Raw genomic sequence first — 18,027 nt, 5'->3', positions numbered from 1 at the left:
ATCGGCGTGGTGATCTCCGGCCCGGCGCTGCACCCTAAAGCTCAGGCCCGTCTCATAGTCAACCACGGTAGCGCAGGCATAGCGGGGAAAAAGCGGATCTACTTCCTTCCAGCTCAAAAACTCTCCCGTTATGTGGGTCGGTGTGGGAGGCGGGGGCGGCTCGACCTCGGGTGCGGGTTGGCGCAAATAGGCTGTAGCGATGACAAAAAGCAATCCCGTCAATACAACAGTCAGCCATCCCCGGCGGATAGCGGCCCAAGCCATAACAAAAACCTCCCCGCAACAGATATCATCAGGCCGAATCATTAAATTATATTCTCACCCATCCTGATCATTCCACAATGTGACCCGTTTTTACAGGATGCCGGAAAAGAGCAGGCATATATTACCCGCCTTACTGACTGGGGGTGGCTGTGATTCCGCTATTGCTGCGCAGAGGAAGGCCTGCTCTGAGGGGGAAACATCTCCGCAAATTTGTCATGGGTGAGGTAACGGCTGATACGAATACGTGGTATTTCCAGGGCGGGACTTTGTGTGGTGGCCCAGCCGTATTTGACGGTTACAGCCTGCTGGTATCCAGCCTGTCTAACCGCATCGATAACAGTCTGGTCATATTCTCCACAAGGGTAGCAAAAGGAAGACACCGGTTGGCCCAGGTGCTGCTCCAGAACTGCTTTGGAACCGGCGATTTCCTCATTGAGGCGGGTAGATTCGAGGGTAGGCAGCAAAGTATGGGTTCTGGAGTGGCTGCCGATTTCCATGCCATGTGAGGCGATATCGGCGATCTGCTCCCAGCTGAGGTAGTTGGGATCGCCGGTGTAGTCGGCAATCACAAAAACCGTCGCCTTAAAACCGTATTTGCTCAACACCGGATAAGCGTGGTCGATAAAAGATCGGTAGGCGTCATCAAAAGTTAAAACTACCGGCTGGCCGGCTGGCGCATTGCCCCGGCCTTCCAACAAGGCCCTGCCTTCGGCCAGGGTAATCCCCGTATACCCGTTGTCATACAGGTATTTCATCTGTTCTTCAAAATTCTGGACCGCTACATACAAACCATTAGGCCCAGCACCGATTTCGTGATAAATCAGAATCTGCAAATAAGGAACCGCTTTACCAGGCGCGGCAGCCGGTTCGGGCGTATCCTTTGGCGCTGCCTGCGAGGCTGTTGCAGCGACCGGTTCTATTCCGGAGTCAGGCGCTGAAGCCGGGAAGGTAACAAAGGGCGGGTAGGCCTTGATAGAGGCGGCCGACCCTAAGGCTATGATCACAGTCAATAGAGCCAATACTATCTTTAGTGTTGGTGCTCGCCTTATCAAATCTTAATTTGCCTCCACTTTCCAAGCGATGCTTAATCCTATTACTTGTATTTGCCATTAAGTCTTTCAACAGTATAGCAGGATTAAAATTGCCTGGAAAGTATTGGCAGTTAATTTTGTTTGAAGTTATTTACTCCCTATATGGATCCGATAGCTCTTAAATGCGCCTGGAAAGTGAGCATAACCAGCGGGTTGGTCACTGACGAAATCTCCAGAACATGCCGGTCAAAGTCTCCGCCTTAAAGGGCAGTTTCAAGGCATGAATTTGCGCATCAGGATGCCTCCCTGCCGTTCTTTTAAGGGGCTTAAAAATAATGTTGGGCTAGTTTATCAAAGGCCGGCAAAGCCCTTTCGATGGTTTTAATATCGACGCAATAGGCCATCCGGAAGAAGCCAGGCATAGCAAAACCCCGGCCCGGCACCAAAAGAAGATTATACTCCAGGGCTTTTTGCACAAATGTTACGTCATCAGGCTCCGGCGATTTGGGAAACAGGTAAAAGGCGCCTTGCGGCTTGACACAAGTAAAGCCCAGCCCGGTGATGTGATTATAAAGTGTATCCCTGCGGCGTTGATATTCGTCCGTATCCGGGCCCTCGTCAAGACATTCCGCCACTACCTTCTGGAAAATGGAAGGGGCATTGACGTAACCCAGGGTGCGATTGGCAAATACCAGACCGTCGGTCATGAGCTCAACCGCTTCTATATTCGGGCTTACCGCAATATAGCCGATGCGCTCGCCGGGCAGAGCCAGCGATTTGCTGAAAGAATTGACAATAGCGGCATTCTTGAAAATGGTCATAAGATTGGTAACCCTGGCCCCCTCATAGACCAGTTTATAGTACGGCTCATCCGAGATGGCCAGGATTTCGGTGCCATACTCCTGCTCTTTAGCATTTATCACTGCAGCCATAGCCTGGAGGGCTTGCTGTGAATACACCACCCCGGTGGGGTTGTTAGGAGAATTGATGATGATGGCCCGGGTTTGGGGGGTGATGCTCCGGGCTAGAAGATCGGGATCGGGCAGGAAATCATCCCCGGTAGGAACGACCGCCGCTTTGCCGCCATGATTGTTGACATAGAAATGATATTCCACAAAATACGGCGCCAGCAAAATGACTTCATTACCCGGGTTGAGTATAGTCTTTAAGACCACATTGAGCCCCCCGGCAGCGCCGCATGTCATGATGATGTGCTGAGTCCCCAAGGGCAGACCGCTTTCCCGGGCCAGCCCGGCCGCGATCTTTTCCCGCACATCAGCATAACCGGCATTGCTGGTATAGCGGTGCAGGCCGGGGGTTTCGTCCACCACCAGTTTTTTCAGAGTGTCGCCGACCCGGGCGGGCGGTTCGTAATCAGGGTTTCCCAAACTGAAATCAAACACCTTTTCAGCTCCGTAAATGGCGCGCAAGCGCTCCCCTTCTTCAAACATAGCCCTGATCCAAGAGGCGTTATGCAGATCGGTTTTAATCTGTTCGGAAATCATTCAACCATCCTCTCTTTTATTCAAAATTGAGGGCGAAACCATACCCGGTTCAAAATCATTGGTCCGCCACCAGCATTTTCGAAAATAGCCGGACTGAATCCCGATCATCGCCTTATCACGCGCACCTCCTGAGGCGGCGCGGTATTGCGATATATTCCCAGGATCACCATCAAACCCTGTAATGACTATATCATGCCAGGCTAACACAGACCAGCTTGATGTTGCGACAGCTAACCAGTTTCTGTATTTTTGATGCAGTTGATACTATGCTATACTTTCCAAAAAGAGATTTGCACAGCGGAGGATTAATTATGCAGCCAGCCAAGGTTTACTTTACAGACTTTCGCACCCGCCCCGGCCGGAATATAATCAAGAAATTCCGCAGCCTGATGAACAAAGCGGGCTTAAGCGACATCGACTTCGAAGGCAAGATGGTAGCCATAAAAATACATTTTGGCGAGCCCGGGAACCTGGCTTATATACGGCCGAATTATGCAGCCGAAGTGGTGGCTTTAATCAAGGAACTCGGGGGCAAGCCATTCCTGACGGATTGCAGTACCCTGTACAGCGGACTGCGCAGCAATGCCATCGATCACCTCAACTCGGCCATGAAAAACGGTTTTTCACCCTTGGCGGTGGGCTGCCCGGTGATCATCGCCGACGGTCTCAGGGGCATCGAGTACCGGGAAATCCCCATTAACCTGAAACATTGCCAGACTGCCAAGATCGGCAGCGCGATTGCGGACGCCGATATCATCATATCCCTCAATCATTTCAAAGGCCACGAACAGACTGGTTTTGGCGGGGCCATCAAGAACCTGGGCATGGGCTCGGGATCCCGGGGCGGCAAGATGGAGATGCACTCCAGCTCAAAACCCCGCATTGTGGGCGAGAACTGTACGGCTTGCGGCATCTGTATAGACCATTGCTCACAGCAGGCCATATCCCTCTCCGAACAGGAGCAGGCGATGATAGATGAGGAAATCTGCATTGGCTGCGGGCAGTGCGTGGCTCTGTGCCGCTTCAATTCTGCACAGGTGGTTTGGGGGCAATCGGCTGAAGTAACCACTGAAAAGATTGCTGAATATGCCCTGGCGGTAGTCAGCGGCAAACCTAACTTCCATATCAACATCATTAATTCGGTATCCCCCAATTGCGATTGCTGGTCTCACAATGATGCTCCTATTGTGTCCGACCTGGGCATAGCGGTTTCATATGATCCGGTGGCTCTGGATAAAGCCAGTGTGGATATGGTTAACCAGGCACCGTTCTTAACCGCTTCAGTGCTGGCAGGCAAAGGCTGTGAACCTGGTGACGATAAATTCACCCTGATTCATCCCAACACCAATTGGCGGAAAGGCCTGGAATATGCACATCGGATCGGATTGGGATGTTTGGATTACCAGTTGTTGATCGAATCCTGATAAGCAACGCGGGGCTAGAGTTGATATGGGGTGGTGGAGGCAGACGGGTTTTCCTCCTGCCTGGCACTGTGAATGGCATTGCGCTGCCCTTTCATAATCCAGGCAACCAGGCGCCGGCGGTCTGTATCCCGTAATTGGGAAAACTGTATGGCAATGAAATAGCGCTGCGGCTCGTGGTCTGTTTTCTCCTGCACCCTGACTACTTTCCCCCAAACCGACAGGGGATCCCCGCTGCCGACATCGAGCAGGAAAGTGATAACCGCTCCGATATCCAGCTTTTTTTCCGTTGTGAAACTCAGGCCGCCGCCGCCGATATCCACCATGTGGTCTTGCCTGTACTCACTTTCGCTTAGCGGTGAAAAGCCCCGGAAATGAAACCATTTTAACCAGTCCCGGGTCTGCAGCCTGAACCATTGTCTTTTCTGCATCTGTCCATCCGGCAGTCGGGATACGTTTAGCCGGTTCTGGCGCCGCGGTTTATCATAAACGCGCTGTAATCCCTTTTTTTGCCTGATGGTGTACAATTTGAAGCAAGCCATCAGAAAAGCGAAAATAATCAAGGTTAAGGCCGGCCCCACCATGTTATTATAATCCCAGTGAGTATTCTCATTAAAAGTACTGTGCAGACTGCTGGAAAGCTCTCGCCAGGTCATCCCCGCCGTGGTTAACGGGTAAATAATCCCACCGGCAACTAAAAGACTTACTTGGAACAGGGCTTTCATAAATCTTCGCGGCCTTTTAGGATACATCACTACACCCCAATCCGGGAAATAATTTCTAACTATATCATATATCATGTGTCCCAGTCGTTCCCAGGATTAAATAGTCACTTACCCGGGTAGAGATGTCCTGCGATCAGGCCACATCTCCCCCCCGTACATACTTATCCCGACTAATGCCTTCCATCTTGTTCTTATTCTTGAAAACACCGCCCAGTACCTGCGTTATTTCATTGATGTTATCAGGTGATCCCAGCAATACCGCTTGGTCCCCGGGCTCTAGAGAAGCGTCGCCAGCAGGATTGATGATGGTCTCTGCGCCGCGTTGAATCAACAAAATGGATACCCCGTACTGATTTCTGACATCAATTTCCCCCAGGGTCTTATTTGCTAAAACTGAATTGCTTTCAACCCTTATATTGGCGATTTCAGCATCATGGTAATGCAGCTTGATATCTTGAAAAGTAGGGGATTTCCTGGACAGGCTGCGCAGCATATCATACCCATCAGCCCGAACCTCGGTAATGAACCTTTCTATGTCCACCTTGGGCACCAGGTATTTCTTCAATACCAGGGTGAAAATCTCCACAGAGGTTTCAAACTCCTCAGGAATAACGTCATTGGCTCCCAGTGCATAAAGCTCCTGGATGTCCTGTACATAGCGGGTTCGCACGATGATATGCACCTGAGGATTGGTTTTGTGAATCATATCCACTATCCTGGTGGTCGCGGACACATCTGATATGGCTACCACCACAACCCGGGCGGTGTCGATATTGGCCTGCTGAAGCACTTCCAGATGGATGGCATCCCCGTAAAATATAGTTTCGCCATTCTCCCTCTCCTGCCTGACCACATCAGGGTTCATTTCTATAATCATATATTGTATGCCGCTGGCTGACGCTGCCCTGGCCAGATTACGGCCGTTAATGCCGAAGCCAATAATAACCAAATGGTCATTCATGGTCGCTTGAGGTGACTCCAGATCAACATCTATACCGGTCTTGGTTTTAGTTGACAGGGGAAGACGCAGAAAAACTTCAGCGATACGAGGACTGAGACCGATGCTGAACGGTGTGATGGCCATGGTCAAAACCGATACAATGATAAACAATTGGTAGAAGTCAGGGCTTAACAACTGGTAATCCAATCCCACCCGGGAAAGGATAAAAGAAAACTCGCCCACCTGATTAAGGGCAAAACCTGCCAGAATTGCTGTCCTGATGGGGTATCCCAGGGTTGAGACCACTCCTCCGGCTACTACAGCTTTGACCAACAGTATTATCAGGGCCGCCCCGGTTAAGACCAGCGGGTTCTGTAAAAAAGTGGCAACATTAAACAGCATCCCCACCGAAACGAAGAATATGCTGGTGAATACATCACGAAAGGGCAATATACTGACCAGGGCTTGATGGTTGTAATCCGATTCGGATATGATCAACCCGGCCAGAAATGCCCCTAGGGAAAGAGACAGGCCTATACTGGAGGTCAGCCAGGCCACCGCCAGACCGATGGTAACAGTGCTTATGAGAAACAATTCCCTGCTTTGCTGGCGGGCGATGTGATGAAAGACAAAAGGCGCCAGCCACCGGGCGCTGATAAATAAAAACAGTAATACCAGCAAGACTTTGACTACCAGCAATGAGATCGATTCCCCGGTCCCGCCCGCAATATTGGCTAACATTGGGGTAAACAGCATCATGGGGATAATCACGATATCTTGAAAGATCAGAATGCCCAGTATATTGCGGCCATGCGGTGAATCGATCTCGGACCGGTCCTGAATCAACTTTAGCACAATGGCAGTACTGCTCAGCGAGACCAAGAAACCGATAAATAAGGATACATTCCAGGGATATCCTACTTCTATCATGATAAGCATGGTAGCCAGGGAGGTAAACAATACCTGTAAGGCTCCCCCCAAGAAGACGCTCTTCTTAATTTGCAGCAGCTGCCTGAGCGAAAACTCGATGCCGATAGTGAAAAGCAGCAAAATAATCCCCAGTTCAGCCATGACATCTACGCTCTCAACATCATTAACCATACCAAAGCCGTGGGGACCGGCCAGTACACCCGTAATCAAAAGGCCGACCACACTGGGGATCCTTATTTTGTGGCAGATATATATGACAATAATCGCCAAACCAAATATAAGTACGATATCATTGAGAAGGGGTATGTGCATCTATCTACCTCCCTGACACAATATTTAGATCTAAAAAAGAACTGATCCGGTCCTGGTCACTCCACATCCTCATTCAGCCTGGCATGGTATTTAAATCTAAAAGAACACTGGACGGTCTGGCAGCTTATAAGGCATAGCCTAATAAACCTTTTCCCGCCTATTCGACAAATCAGCTGCGATTTAGCCTGTCCTAAACCGTGCTCTTAAAGTTGTCTCAAAGGATTCCCACTATGAATTATTGTTATCCTCCAATAAGTATTATATCTATTGATGGCTGCTTAGACCACCTCCCAGCACAAGGCACCACATCAAAACCCGCGGTTATTCACATGCGCTCAGCAGAGCAATGATCCCAGATTGATAATACTTTTTGATAATAAAACTCAGATTATCATCTTTCAAATCGCACGATCAGCAAATGGGGTACTGGTTGTGTTTTTGTTCCATTTTGTTCTATATTATACATATAATTACATTTAATCCGAAGTTGATTTTTATTCGCCAGGGAGGGAATTATGTTCAAGGGTAAAAGAGTGGTTAGACGAGTCGATGAATTAGGACGCATTAGATTGCCAGCGGAAATAATAAACGCTTTAAACATAAAATCAGGGGATTACCTGGAGTTCTTCCCCAGGGAGGACAGTATCACCGCGCAAAAATATTTGCCGACCTGTGTTTTCTGCGGACAATTTGAAAATGTAATCAAATACAATAACACGTTCGTATGCAAGGCGTGCATCGAGAAAATGACCGCTTCTGAAGACAGTTAGGATCATCCTTAGAGGACCACCGCAAGAATCCGGCTCTGCTCAAGCTGAAAATACAGTCTGCCAAAGCTGAATCATATAAAGATCTGCTGACAGTCTTATATTCTCGCTTCAGTACTTGAAAACGCCATATTAATTGAAGCTTAGAGTGCCAAAATAATCATAAAAAAGGAAATCAGGGTATCTTCCTACCCTGATTGATAAGTGCTTGGTATGTAATGTGTGTCCATTTTAGATGCAGCTTGTGCAGTTAAGGAAACAGATGTTTTGGTTTACAACAGCCTGCATAGTCCAGGCGGGGTATTCACGCCAGCATTCCGATGCATAAGTGGGCCAATACAGCCCTTCTTAATCATAGTCAATCCAATAGGAAACCTGGCATCGCCAGGCTAGAAATATTGTACGCATTTTAAGTAATTCGTCTTTGCTTTACTTAATTTGCGTAATATAATATAGCTAAGGGGAAATAAATGATGAAACGACGGGACTTGATTAAAAAACTCGAATCCGCCGGATTTCGCAAAATCAGAGACGGAGATCATAGTATTTATAGAGCCCCGGATAAGCGAACCGTACAAATCCCAAGGCACCGTGAAATCAACGAAAATACAGCCAGGCAAATTCTAAAGGATGCGGGATTGAAATAAAACTCTGCTTCCCTGAGATTTAAAATGCCAAATATTATAATAAATTAGAAAGGAGACGCTATCCATGGAATATATTTATCCGGCTATCTTTGAACAAAACAGCGATGGCAGCTATACAATTACCTTTCCCGACTTACCCGGCTGCATTAGTGAGGGGAAATCTTTGGGTAACGCTATAGACATGGCTCAAAGCGCCTTAACGCAATGGATTGAATATTTGATAGAAGAGAAAGAATCTATTCCTAATCCCAGGAATATTAAGACAATCAAACCTATAAAAAATCAATTCGTAAATCTTGTCCGGGCCAATATACGCGATAACCGTGCAGTGCGCCGCACTGTCAGCATTCCCGGATGGTTAGATGCGAAAGCTACTGATGCTGGAGTTAGTTTATCAAAAGTTCTTCAAGAAGCCCTGCGCGAAAAACTTAGAGTTTAATATTCAATACTCGTAATATTCAGGAACTCGCCGTAATGGAATACGGCAAAAGGCTCAGAACAAAAACAGCTTCGCATTGGAAACGATAACGAAAATATGAACTTCTCTTTTTAACAATTGTAAAGCTTCCTTAAAATAAATACCTGAATTTTTGCATTATCTATAAAGCGGCAAAGAGGAAAATTGGGGTTCAACACATCTGCGGAGACTAAACGAGAAATAGTGGCAACCTATGTTAAGAATGCCACTATATTGGGAACAAATATTGATTTGGTATTTAAGTTGCAATTAAAAAGTTTGGATAATGTTGGTGTCGGAGGGGGGACTTGAACCCCCACGCCTCTCAGCATACGCCCCTCAAACGTACGTGTCTGCCCGTTCCACCACTCCGACATATATTGCAGCGATTTGTCATCCCTGCAAAGGGTATTATACAACAGCCGCACTTGGGTGTCAATTAAGGAATATAGCCCTTCACAGCCACACTTTGTTAAATAATTATACTAATAAAAAAGGCAAGTATTTATACTTTGCCATCGGTGGGCGTCTGCAGCGCATTACTTAACACCGGCTTCTTCAATTCCGCTTTAAACCAGTCCACGGTATCTAAGCCATCCACCTCTAAACTGTCTACATTTTCACGCACCAGTTTGGCGGTGGCGGTCTGAAAGAGCCATATACAGGGAGCATCGTCAATAATCATCTGCTCTGCTTTTTGCAGCAGCTTTACACGCTCTTTCTCATCCCCGATGGACGCCCGTGAGCTGTCAAGCACCAGGTCCACCTGGTTGTTATTATAGGCGAAGTAATTGGTACTCCCTATATGTGAGCTGTGGAATAGGCTATACAGGATGCTGTCGGAATCAGGGTAGTCAGCCGACCACTCCAGCCTGAACAGAACCAGGTTATAACTGGCAAGCTGTTTTTTATAATAATCCCAGGTAAGTGGGGCCAACTGAACCGGTATACCTACTTCTGACAACTGGCTGGCAATGATTTCAACCACCCGCTGATGCCCTTCCCCCTGGTTGTAGGCCAGCATCAGCGGACTCAGTCCCTTGCCGCCCGGATATCCGGCCTGCTCCAGCAACTGGCGGGCCTTCTCCGGGTCATAGCCATATCCCTGTATGTCCGTATTGTGACCCGGCATCTCCGCAGGAAGCACCCCTTTTAAAGGGATATAGGTCTCTCCCAGAACATCCTTATTGATAGCCTGACGGTCAACAGCGTAGTTTATAGCGCGCCGCAGCAGGTAATTGCCGTTGAAAGGCTTCTTATTCAGGTTAAAGCCGATGCCGTACAGTGTATAGAGCGGTTTTTCCACCAGCATTTCTTTCAGCTCCGGATCGTTGCGCAATCCCGGCAAATCCTGCGGGGTTACCTTATCCAAATAGTCCAGTTGCCCCGCTTTGAACTCCGCTAAGGCCTGGGCAGGATCTTTGAATATTTTCACCTCGATCGCTTTGATCGGCGATGATCCTTGGTGATGGTTCTCATTCTGCAGCAAGGATAAGCGTTGCTCGCTATTTTGCTGCAGTATAAAGGGACCGGTCCCAGGAGGGGGTACAGCGCTGTCTTTGCTGTCGTATACCCAGAAAACCGGGTGGGTCAGCATATAAATAAAAGCGGCATTGGGAGTTGTCAGGGTAATCTCCAGAATATTTCCGTTGCTGGCCTTTAAGCCTGCAATTTCCGAACTCTTTCCCTGTAAAAAATCCGAGCTCCCTGCTATGGGAAGAAATAGGGATATATGACTCCCTTCTTTGCTGCCAGCCAGGGTCTTCTCCCAGCAAGTTTTAACATCAGCGGCCTGAACCTTTTTCCCGTTGCTGAATTGTACATTACGCAGTTTAAAAACGATCTTCTGGCCGTTTTCTTCATACTTCCACTCATCAGCCAGCAAAGGCTTGGCCTGTTTACCGGGCTCATCGTACTGCACCAGCCCTTCGTAGAGCATAGAACCGACCAGCCGCTCTTCATGACTTAGAATCCGGGCAGGCTCGAGGCTGTTGACAGGTGCGGTGAGGCCTACATTTAAGGCCCTGCTATCAAGACTGGCGGTGTACACCAGGCGACTCGCGGCATAGATGGCAAGGGCTCCCAAAGTCAGGGCCAGCGCCAGGAGCACCAAGGCAGGCCCAGGTCTGCGCCGTCGATAGATTATCATACCATTCCCTCCCCCTGGAATTATTCATTTCCATTATATTGTAATTTAGGGAATGATATTCCGCGTGTCGTAACAAGTAGGCCAGGTGCGGCCCCATATATGAAAGGCTGATTTGTTGGCTCATTTGTAAATGGCCTGGTAGGCTTCATAATTCTGGAGAACATTCTTCACGTACTGTCTGGTTTCAGGAAAAGGAATGGACTCTATATGCTGTTCGCTGCCGTCCCACTGTCCGCTCAGGATCCATTCCCTCACTCTGCCGCTGCCAGCGTTGTAAGCCGCCACCACTATTGGCAAGCGCCCTGCAAATTCCTTATTGAGGCTGGCCAGGTACCAGCAGCCGAATTCTATATTAACCTGGGGGTCATGAAGATCAGCGGTATCAAACTGTTTAATACTCTTTTGTGCGGCAATCCAATCCGCGGTTTCCGGCATGATTTGCATCAAGCCTCTGGCTCCCACCGGCGAGCGGGCGGTGGTCTGAAACCCGCTTTCCGCCCGGATGATGGAGAATATCAGGTAGGGATCAACATCGTATTGCTGGGCGGCATTAAATACTATAGTGCGGTGGGGCTGGGGATAAAACAGTGTAATCCATTTGGGAAAAGTTAAAGTCACTATGATAAAAAAAATAATCGTGGCCCAAACCACAATCGCCAATTTTTTGCCTATCCGCAGTCGCAACATTCCCACCCCCCAAATCCCATTTAATAAGTTATATTATTGCGTGGCCTGTCTGATTTCTTTGAAATATCTGGCAACCTGTTGCCGGGTGTATTCCAATGAGAAGCGGTTGTCGATGACCACTTTGGCCCGGCGCGCTTTTTCTTCCAGCGGCATCTGCGCGGCAATACGCTGCTCAGCATATTCGCGTTTGATGCCATCCCGGGCCATCAAACGCTCAACCTGGGTTTCATAATCCACCCATACCACCCAGACCTGGTCGCATATTTTATCCATATGGGTCTCATACAGCAGAGGCACTTCCAGGCCTACTATAGCCTGGGGATGGCTGGTCCTGATTTCCCGCAAGCGGTTGCGGAATTCGGCCATAATATGGGGATGGGTGATGGAGTTTAGTTTCTTAAGCTGCTCGGGGTGACTGAAGACACACCGTCCCAGCTTGATCCGGTCAATACTCTGATCCTGGTTAATAAAGCCCGGTCCGAAGTACTCGACAATATCCCTCCAGGCCGGCCGGCCCGGCTCCACTACTTGACGGGCCACTTCATCAGCGTCAATCACCAGCATGCCCAGGCTGCGAAGCTGCCTGGCAACCGTGCTTTTCCCGCTGGCTATGCCGCCTGTTATTCCTATCACGTACATATCCTCACCTCTACACGAATTCCATCAATCCGATGCAAATAAGAACCAAACCCGGAATCCATGATGATATGCTCTGCAAACGCCGGCTGAGGACCCGGTGTCCCAGGATGATCCCCAAATTGACCACAATAAATTTTACCACACCGACGGTTATGGCAGTATAAAAAATATTAAAACCGGTCATCGCCACCCCAACACCTGCTCCCAGGGCATCCAAGGCCAGAGCCAGCCCCAGAAAGAAAGCTTCCCGGGTACTGATTTCCCCGGAGGCGTCAAAATCGGCTCGGGCAGGCTCTTTTAAGATCTGTACTATGATGCCCAAAAAGCGTATGGAAAAAGTGATAAAAGGCTCTTTATCATCAATTTCCAACCGGTTGATTTTCTCCCTGAAGGCATTGAGCAGGAAATAGATACCTACTGCAATCACCACCAGGGCTCCAATATTTGCAGCCCCATGCGGCTGCAGATAAGTCATCAGGCCTTGCCCTATAAGCATGGAAGTAGTAACCGCCAGGCAGGACGCAAACGCTATAACAATCAATGAAAGCACCGGGATGCGGATTTTATTTAACCCGTAAGAAAGGCCGACCATGAAGCCATCTGCACTAACCGCCAAAGCAAACATTACCATAACAAAAAGTTCCATCTCATGCACCTCTAGCTGTAATAATCTCTCTGTACGTAATTACTATATGGCTAGAAGTGTAACTGTGTGAGGGCTGATTATTTCTGGCAAGATGGGCAGAAATGACTACTGCGCCCATTGATGACCTGGCGCACGACAGGCTGTTGGCAACGGGGACAGGGCAAATCCTGGCGTCCATAAACCTTGAGGTAGTCCTGGAACTCCCCTTTTTGCTTGTAGCCGTCCTGGAAATCGCGCAAGGTCGTGCCGCGCTGGTCTATGCCTGATCTAAGCACTTGTTTAATAGCTTGAACAAGACGGTGGACCTCGCCGGGTTCCAGTGAGCCTGCGCTTCTGTCCGGACGGATTCCAGCCTCGTACAGGGCTTCGTCGGCATAGATGTTGCCGATGCCGCCGATGAGATGCTGGTTTAACAGCAGGGTTTTTATGGCGACCCGGCGGTTGCTAAGCAATGGTTTAAGATAACGGGAGTTAAAATTCCGGGAGAGCGGCTCAATTCCCATATCTTTTAACATGATACGGGGATCCTTTACCAGCCATAGTCCCCCGAATCGGCGGGCATCCTGAAACCACAGTTCCAGTTCATTATCCAGTTCGAAGACTATATGAACGTGCTTTTGCAGCTCTTTTCCCCGAGGCTCCAGATAAACCCGTCCGGACATACCCAAATGGGCTACCATATATCTTCCGGTGTCAGTTTCGAATATTAGAAACTTTCCGCGCCGGGATATAGCGGAGATACGCTGGCCTATGTAATCAGCCGGCCGGTTCTCCCAGGAGCGTATATATTCAGGCTTCATTACCTTTATATCATCTATGGTTAATCCAACCATGCCCTGCAAGGATTCTTTTATAGTTTCAACTTCTGGCAATTCCGGCATTAGTCAACTTCCCTTTTAATCAACTTCTATTTCCTTCATGTCGTACCAGTTTGAGCCCTGTTTAACTGTGACCACCAAGGGCACTTTCAGCTTATAAGCATTTTCCATATTGTTTTTAAGCAGCCGGGCAATCTCCTCACCATGGGACAGCGGCACCTCTAAAACCAGTTCATCATGAACTTGCAGCAATAGGCAGGATTCCAGCCGGCGCTGCTCCAGCTCCTGAAAAACCTTTATCATAGCCAGCTTGATAATATCGGCCGAAGTACCTTGGATGGGAGTGTTTAATGCGATGCGGCGGGCATTGTTCTGCACGATGCGGTTTTTAGCCCGCAGATCAGGCAGATAGCGGCGGCGCTTCAACACCGTTTCCACATAGCCGTGCTCCCGGCCAAATTCCACTATCTCTTCCATGTAGCGCTGTACCCCGGGATAGGTGTTCAAATAATTGTCAATGTAAATCCGGGCTTCCTTGCGGCTCACCCCGGTGTCATGAGCCAGCCGGAAATCTCCCATGCCGTATATGATGCCGAAATTGATGGCCTTGGCCTTGCGGCGCATATCGGAGCTGACCTGGTCTAACCCTACGGCGAAGATTTCCGCCGCGGTGCGGGTGTGGATATCGATACCCTGGCGGAAAGTCTCAATAAGGGTTTCATCTCCGCTGATATGGGCTAGGGAACGCAAATCGATTTGCGAATAATCCGCTGCCAATATCACATGCTCCTTGTTTTTGGCGGTGAAGGCGGCCCGGATGCGGCGTCCTTCTTCCATGCGGATAGGTATGTTCTGCAGGTTGGGTTCCACGCTGGAAAGGCGTCCGGTGGCGGTCTGGGCCTGTTTAAAAATGGTGTGCACCCTTCCGGTCTGAGGATGAATCAGGCTCTGCAAAGCATCCACGTAAGTGGTTTTCAGTTTAGTAAGCTGGCGGAAATTCAATATGTGCCCGATAATCTCATGCTGGTCAAGAAGCTGTTCTAAAACCTCGGCATCAGTCGAATATCCGCTTTTGGTCTTCTTAACCGGCGGCAGACCCAGGTTGTCAAAAAGTACTTTGGCCAGTTGCCGGGGCGAGTTGATGTTAAAAGTCCCTCCGGCCTGTTCAAAGATCACTTTTTCAGCCCTTTCGATGCCCTGTTCCATTTCATCGGCAATGGTGTGCAAGACTTCACCGTCGACCTGGATGCCGTTGAATTCCATTCTCGCCAGAACGGTGGAAAGGGGCAGTTCCACATCATAGTATAATAATCGGGATTCAGCCGGCAACTCAGCCTGCAGGGACCTGCACAATGCGGTTAACTGCCCGGCCTGCTGCCCGGGCCGATCGCCGGCAATTGTTATATTGAGGTACTTGTACAGCGTGTCCCGGAACTGCTCGCCATCAAAGACCGGATCCAATACATAGGCTAACAAAAGGCTGTCCAGGGTAACGCCCCTGAGCTTGATGCCGCAGCGTGCCAGCAATACCTCTGCAAATTTGGCGTTATGAACCGATTTCTTGATCTCACCCGATTCAAGCATGGGTTTGAGCCATTGCAGCTTATACTGCTGATCTTCAGTTATTGCCAGCCCAAAAACATATGTATCTGAGGACAGATATATCTCTTCGATCCTGGCCCACATGGGGTGATGATAACTGGCGATGATGAAAAGCCCTATCTCGCTTCCCAGCAGATTCAGGGCATCCTCGTATTCCGCCTCGGTTTCAACCATTATTACGTCTACTTCCGGTTGCTCAGGCTGTACGCCGGATTCTGAAGACAGGCTTTGCTGCAGGTTTTTGAGCAGACTGTTGAATTCCAGACGCTGGTATAATTCCATCAGGGTCTCAGGATCCGGGGAGCGGCGTTTATAATCATCAAGATCATAGGGCAGATCCATGTCCCGCACAATCGTACCCAGAGTCCTGCTGGTGAAAGCCTGTTCCTGATAACTGGCCAGTAAATCAGCCTGTTTGGCCCTGAGACCGTTCAGATGCTGATAAAGGTTTTCCAGGCTTTGATATTCTTTGATGAGTTTTATGGCGGTCTTGGGGCCGATTCCCGGAACACCGGGTATATTGTCAGAGGTGTCGCCCATCAGGCCTTTGATCTCAACCAACTGCTCCGGCTCCACCTCCCATTTTTCTAAAACCTTTTGAACATCATAGCGGTCGATTTCAGTTATTCCCTTGCGGGTCATCAAAACCGTTACCGACTCGGAAACCAGCTGCAAGGTATCCGAATCGCCGGTCAAAATCAAACAGGTGTCGCCCTGCTGGGCAGCCTTGGTACTCAGGGTGCCGATGATGTCGTCAGCTTCAAAACCCTGCCTTTCTATATAAGGAACATTCATAGCCTCCAGGGCATCGCGCAGCAGCTGGAATTGCCCAACCAGTTCATTGGGCGGCTCCGAACGGGTCCCTTTATAATCATTGTAAATCTCGTTGCGAAAGGTCTCCCGGCTTTTGTCAAATGCAACCACTATGTGTGTCGGCTGTTCCTCCGCCACCACCCGGTTAAACATGGTCAAAAACCCATAGACCCCATTGGTATAAACACCTTCCCGATTATGCAACAGGGGTAAGGCATAGAATGCTCTAAACAATAGACTGTTGCCGTCGATCAGCATGAGTTTGGTCTCTTTCAACAAATTCACTCTCCAACGCGTTTTAAATATTATATCATCTTTATATACGATATACAGGGATGTGGCCGGAGGAACAACACCAGGGGCCGTCATTGCCGGGCCAATCCTAACCGAAACGGCGCAACAATAACAGCCCCTGATGTCACAGTATGATGGTCAGTCTCCCCAGCCCTCCAGGTCTAATCCACTAAAGCCTGACTTAATCCAGGCGTTTTTTTATATCCTTCCAAAGGCGGCGAGGAGCTTTGGGATTATCCAATTTACGCAAGATCAGGCACATGCGGTGCAGCTGGGATAATTTCTCCCGACAGTCCAGACAAGACTCCAGGTGTGTTTTTACCTCCCGGGTTTCTTCGGGATCGGTCATCTCATCCAGGTAGGCGGACAATAGCAGATATACTTGTGAGCATCCCATTCCCATTCCATGCGCCCTCCTCGTATATATGACGAGGACTTCACGGTAAATGTTCCCTGTCCAGTAATTTTCTTCTCAATAATTCCCTGGCCCGGCTGAGCCTGGATTTTATCGTTCCGCTGGAGATATTTAGCATCTGGGCGATCTCATCGTAGCTGAATTCCATAATGTCTTTAAGCAGCAATACCATTCGATGCTCAGGCTTCAGCTGATTGAGCAGGGACTGTATGTATTGAGCCTGTTCTTTTTGTTCATATAATTCGTCGATGGGTATTGTATCATCCAATATAATTGGTTTCATCTCCCCATCCGCCCCCAAGACGGGCTGATCCAGGGACTGGGCTGGAATGTGGCGCTTCCTGCGGCGCATTTCGTCCAGACAAACATTGGTGGTGACCCGATAGAGCCAGGTTCCAAAACGCGAGGAGCCTTTAAACGTGCCTAAAGAGCGATAGGCTTTGATAAAGGCTTCCTGGGTCAGGTCATATGCATCCTCATCATTTCCGCTGTATCTATAACAAAGGGTGTATATCTTATCCTGGTACTTTGTGACCAGTTTTTCAAACCCCCTCTCATCGCCCTTAAGGGTTTGCTTCACCAGTTCAATATCCGCATCCATATACTGCTCCTAGTACTATATATTTGAAATAATATTAATCGTCAGATAAGCAATCATACTACTTTTTCGCCGTATATCACCAGATTCCTTTGTTTTTCGCATTCCTAATTCTGGTGCTGATAGAGCATTCATCCAGCAGTAGCGGCTCTTGCCAGGAGTGGGTCTAATCTCCATCCTTGACAAGGCTGGCACAGCCATTTATAATTATTCTTGCCTTGAATATGTAAGCCAGAGTGTCGGAATTGGCAGACGAGCGCGATCAAAATCCAGTGCGCTAAAGCCCCTTTTCGACCGGTCGGCGGCTCCCAAAACCGCGTGGTTGCTGGGTTCTTGATAACTTCATAGTCTTTATGGTTTTTCATAT

At 48.9% G+C, this 18,027-nt stretch carries 17 protein-coding genes, 1 tRNA gene and 1 pseudogene; 4 read left to right on the top strand and 15 right to left on the bottom strand.

Annotated elements, in window-relative coordinates:
* From B2633_RS01810 to B2633_RS01800, 3 genes and pseudogenes are all read right to left on the bottom strand, one after another.
* Positions 1-264, bottom strand: a pseudogene (locus B2633_RS01810) (hypothetical protein); the annotation flags it as partial.
* A gap of 158 nt (positions 265-422) precedes the next feature.
* Complete coding sequence (locus tag B2633_RS01805) at positions 423-1,316, bottom strand: polysaccharide deacetylase family protein (protein ID WP_483168835.1); 894 nt, start codon at positions 1,314-1,316, stop codon at positions 423-425.
* A 305-nt stretch (positions 1,317-1,621) separates the two neighbouring features.
* Complete coding sequence (locus B2633_RS01800; protein WP_483168834.1) at positions 1,622-2,800, bottom strand: pyridoxal phosphate-dependent aminotransferase; 1,179 nt, start codon at positions 2,798-2,800, stop codon at positions 1,622-1,624.
* A 311-nt stretch (positions 2,801-3,111) separates the two neighbouring features.
* Here B2633_RS01800 and B2633_RS01795 point away from each other — a divergent pair, with 311 nt between their 5' ends.
* Entirely contained in the window at positions 3,112-4,224 is a 1,113-nt protein-coding gene (locus B2633_RS01795; RefSeq protein ID WP_483168833.1) for a DUF362 domain-containing protein, read from the top strand.
* 14 nt (positions 4,225-4,238) lie between these two features.
* Here B2633_RS01795 and B2633_RS01790 read toward each other — a convergent pair whose 3' ends face one another.
* Together B2633_RS01790 and B2633_RS01785 are read right to left on the bottom strand one after the other, a co-directional pair.
* A complete protein-coding gene (locus B2633_RS01790) occupies positions 4,239-4,877 on the bottom strand; it encodes a PilZ domain-containing protein (RefSeq protein ID WP_483168832.1) in 639 nt (212 codons plus the stop codon).
* A 202-nt stretch (positions 4,878-5,079) separates the two neighbouring features.
* Complete coding sequence (locus tag B2633_RS01785; RefSeq protein WP_483168831.1) at positions 5,080-7,128, bottom strand: monovalent cation:proton antiporter family protein; 2,049 nt, start codon at positions 7,126-7,128, stop codon at positions 5,080-5,082.
* Positions 7,129-7,643: 515 nt separating this feature from the next.
* Between B2633_RS01785 and B2633_RS01780 the strand changes: the two genes are divergently transcribed.
* From B2633_RS01780 to B2633_RS01770, 3 genes are all read left to right on the top strand, one after another.
* Positions 7,644-7,898, top strand: coding sequence for an AbrB/MazE/SpoVT family DNA-binding domain-containing protein (locus tag B2633_RS01780; RefSeq protein WP_483168829.1), 255 nt, complete (start codon positions 7,644-7,646; stop codon positions 7,896-7,898).
* A 467-nt stretch (positions 7,899-8,365) separates the two neighbouring features.
* On the top strand, positions 8,366-8,542 hold the full coding sequence (locus B2633_RS01775; protein WP_483168828.1) for a type II toxin-antitoxin system HicA family toxin: 177 nt from the start codon (positions 8,366-8,368) through the stop codon (positions 8,540-8,542).
* Positions 8,543-8,606: 64 nt separating this feature from the next.
* Positions 8,607-8,981: a type II toxin-antitoxin system HicB family antitoxin gene (locus tag B2633_RS01770; RefSeq protein ID WP_483168826.1), complete on the top strand. Its 375-nt coding sequence runs from the start codon at positions 8,607-8,609 to the stop codon at positions 8,979-8,981.
* Between the two features lie 308 nt (positions 8,982-9,289).
* Here the strand turns inward: B2633_RS01770 and B2633_RS01765 are convergent.
* The 10 genes from B2633_RS01765 to B2633_RS01720 form a co-directional block, all read right to left on the bottom strand.
* Positions 9,290-9,374, bottom strand: a tRNA-Leu gene (locus B2633_RS01765).
* Positions 9,375-9,504: 130 nt separating this feature from the next.
* Positions 9,505-11,148 carry an ABC transporter substrate-binding protein gene (locus B2633_RS01760; protein ID WP_483168825.1) on the bottom strand — a complete coding sequence of 548 codons (1,644 nt, stop codon included), beginning with the start codon at positions 11,146-11,148 and terminating at the stop codon, positions 9,505-9,507.
* Positions 11,149-11,268: 120 nt separating this feature from the next.
* Positions 11,269-11,835, bottom strand: a complete 567-nt coding sequence (locus B2633_RS01755; RefSeq protein WP_481041019.1) for a lytic transglycosylase domain-containing protein — start codon at positions 11,833-11,835, stop codon at positions 11,269-11,271.
* A gap of 33 nt (positions 11,836-11,868) precedes the next feature.
* Complete coding sequence (coaE, locus tag B2633_RS01750) at positions 11,869-12,474, bottom strand: dephospho-CoA kinase (RefSeq protein ID WP_481041021.1); 606 nt, start codon at positions 12,472-12,474, stop codon at positions 11,869-11,871.
* 10 nt (positions 12,475-12,484) lie between these two features.
* A complete protein-coding gene (gene ytaF / locus B2633_RS01745; RefSeq protein WP_481041023.1) occupies positions 12,485-13,120 on the bottom strand; it encodes a sporulation membrane protein YtaF in 636 nt (211 codons plus the stop codon).
* A 77-nt stretch (positions 13,121-13,197) separates the two neighbouring features.
* Positions 13,198-14,001: a bifunctional DNA-formamidopyrimidine glycosylase/DNA-(apurinic or apyrimidinic site) lyase gene (gene mutM, locus B2633_RS01740; protein ID WP_483168824.1), complete on the bottom strand. Its 804-nt coding sequence runs from the start codon at positions 13,999-14,001 to the stop codon at positions 13,198-13,200.
* Positions 14,002-14,016: 15 nt separating this feature from the next.
* Entirely contained in the window at positions 14,017-16,629 is a 2,613-nt protein-coding gene (gene polA, locus B2633_RS01735; RefSeq protein WP_483168823.1) for a DNA polymerase I, read from the bottom strand.
* Between the two features lie 199 nt (positions 16,630-16,828).
* Complete coding sequence (locus tag B2633_RS01730; protein WP_483168822.1) at positions 16,829-17,050, bottom strand: anti-sigma factor family protein; 222 nt, start codon at positions 17,048-17,050, stop codon at positions 16,829-16,831.
* A 34-nt stretch (positions 17,051-17,084) separates the two neighbouring features.
* A complete protein-coding gene (locus B2633_RS01725) occupies positions 17,085-17,663 on the bottom strand; it encodes an RNA polymerase sigma factor (protein WP_481041032.1) in 579 nt (192 codons plus the stop codon).
* A gap of 128 nt (positions 17,664-17,791) precedes the next feature.
* A partial coding sequence (locus tag B2633_RS01720; protein ID WP_483168821.1) for a hypothetical protein occupies positions 17,792-18,027 on the bottom strand: 236 nt, incomplete at its 5' end.

This window comes from Syntrophomonas sp. UBA1041 (assembly GCF_002316705.1).
GTDB lineage: Bacteria > Bacillota > Syntrophomonadia > Syntrophomonadales > Syntrophomonadaceae > DTU019.
Note: the sequence above shows the minus strand (reverse complement) of the source record. Positions and strands in the feature narration are given on the sequence as shown.

Excerpts from the sequence above, each read along its gene's own strand:
- B2633_RS01800 (WP_483168834.1), bottom strand. The coding sequence starts at position 2,800 with ATGATTTCCGAACAGATTAAAACCGATCTGCATAACGCCTCTTGGATC.
- B2633_RS01795 (WP_483168833.1), top strand. The coding sequence starts at position 3,112 with ATGCAGCCAGCCAAGGTTTACTTTACAGACTTTCGCACCCGCCCCGGC.
- B2633_RS01790 (WP_483168832.1), bottom strand. The coding sequence starts at position 4,877 with ATGACCTGGCGAGAGCTTTCCAGCAGTCTGCACAGTACTTTTAATGAG.
- B2633_RS01785 (WP_483168831.1), bottom strand. The coding sequence starts at position 7,128 with ATGCACATACCCCTTCTCAATGATATCGTACTTATATTTGGTTTGGCG.
- B2633_RS01780 (WP_483168829.1), top strand. The coding sequence starts at position 7,644 with ATGTTCAAGGGTAAAAGAGTGGTTAGACGAGTCGATGAATTAGGACGC.
- B2633_RS01775 (WP_483168828.1), top strand. The coding sequence starts at position 8,366 with ATGATGAAACGACGGGACTTGATTAAAAAACTCGAATCCGCCGGATTT.
- B2633_RS01770 (WP_483168826.1), top strand. The coding sequence starts at position 8,607 with ATGGAATATATTTATCCGGCTATCTTTGAACAAAACAGCGATGGCAGC.
- B2633_RS01760 (WP_483168825.1), bottom strand. The coding sequence starts at position 11,148 with ATGATAATCTATCGACGGCGCAGACCTGGGCCTGCCTTGGTGCTCCTG.
- B2633_RS01755 (WP_481041019.1), bottom strand. The coding sequence starts at position 11,835 with ATGTTGCGACTGCGGATAGGCAAAAAATTGGCGATTGTGGTTTGGGCC.
- coaE (WP_481041021.1), bottom strand. The coding sequence starts at position 12,474 with ATGTACGTGATAGGAATAACAGGCGGCATAGCCAGCGGGAAAAGCACG.
- ytaF (WP_481041023.1), bottom strand. The coding sequence starts at position 13,120 with ATGGAACTTTTTGTTATGGTAATGTTTGCTTTGGCGGTTAGTGCAGAT.
- mutM (WP_483168824.1), bottom strand. The coding sequence starts at position 14,001 with ATGCCGGAATTGCCAGAAGTTGAAACTATAAAAGAATCCTTGCAGGGC.
- B2633_RS01730 (WP_483168822.1), bottom strand. The coding sequence starts at position 17,050 with ATGGGAATGGGATGCTCACAAGTATATCTGCTATTGTCCGCCTACCTG.
- B2633_RS01725 (WP_481041032.1), bottom strand. The coding sequence starts at position 17,663 with ATGGATGCGGATATTGAACTGGTGAAGCAAACCCTTAAGGGCGATGAG.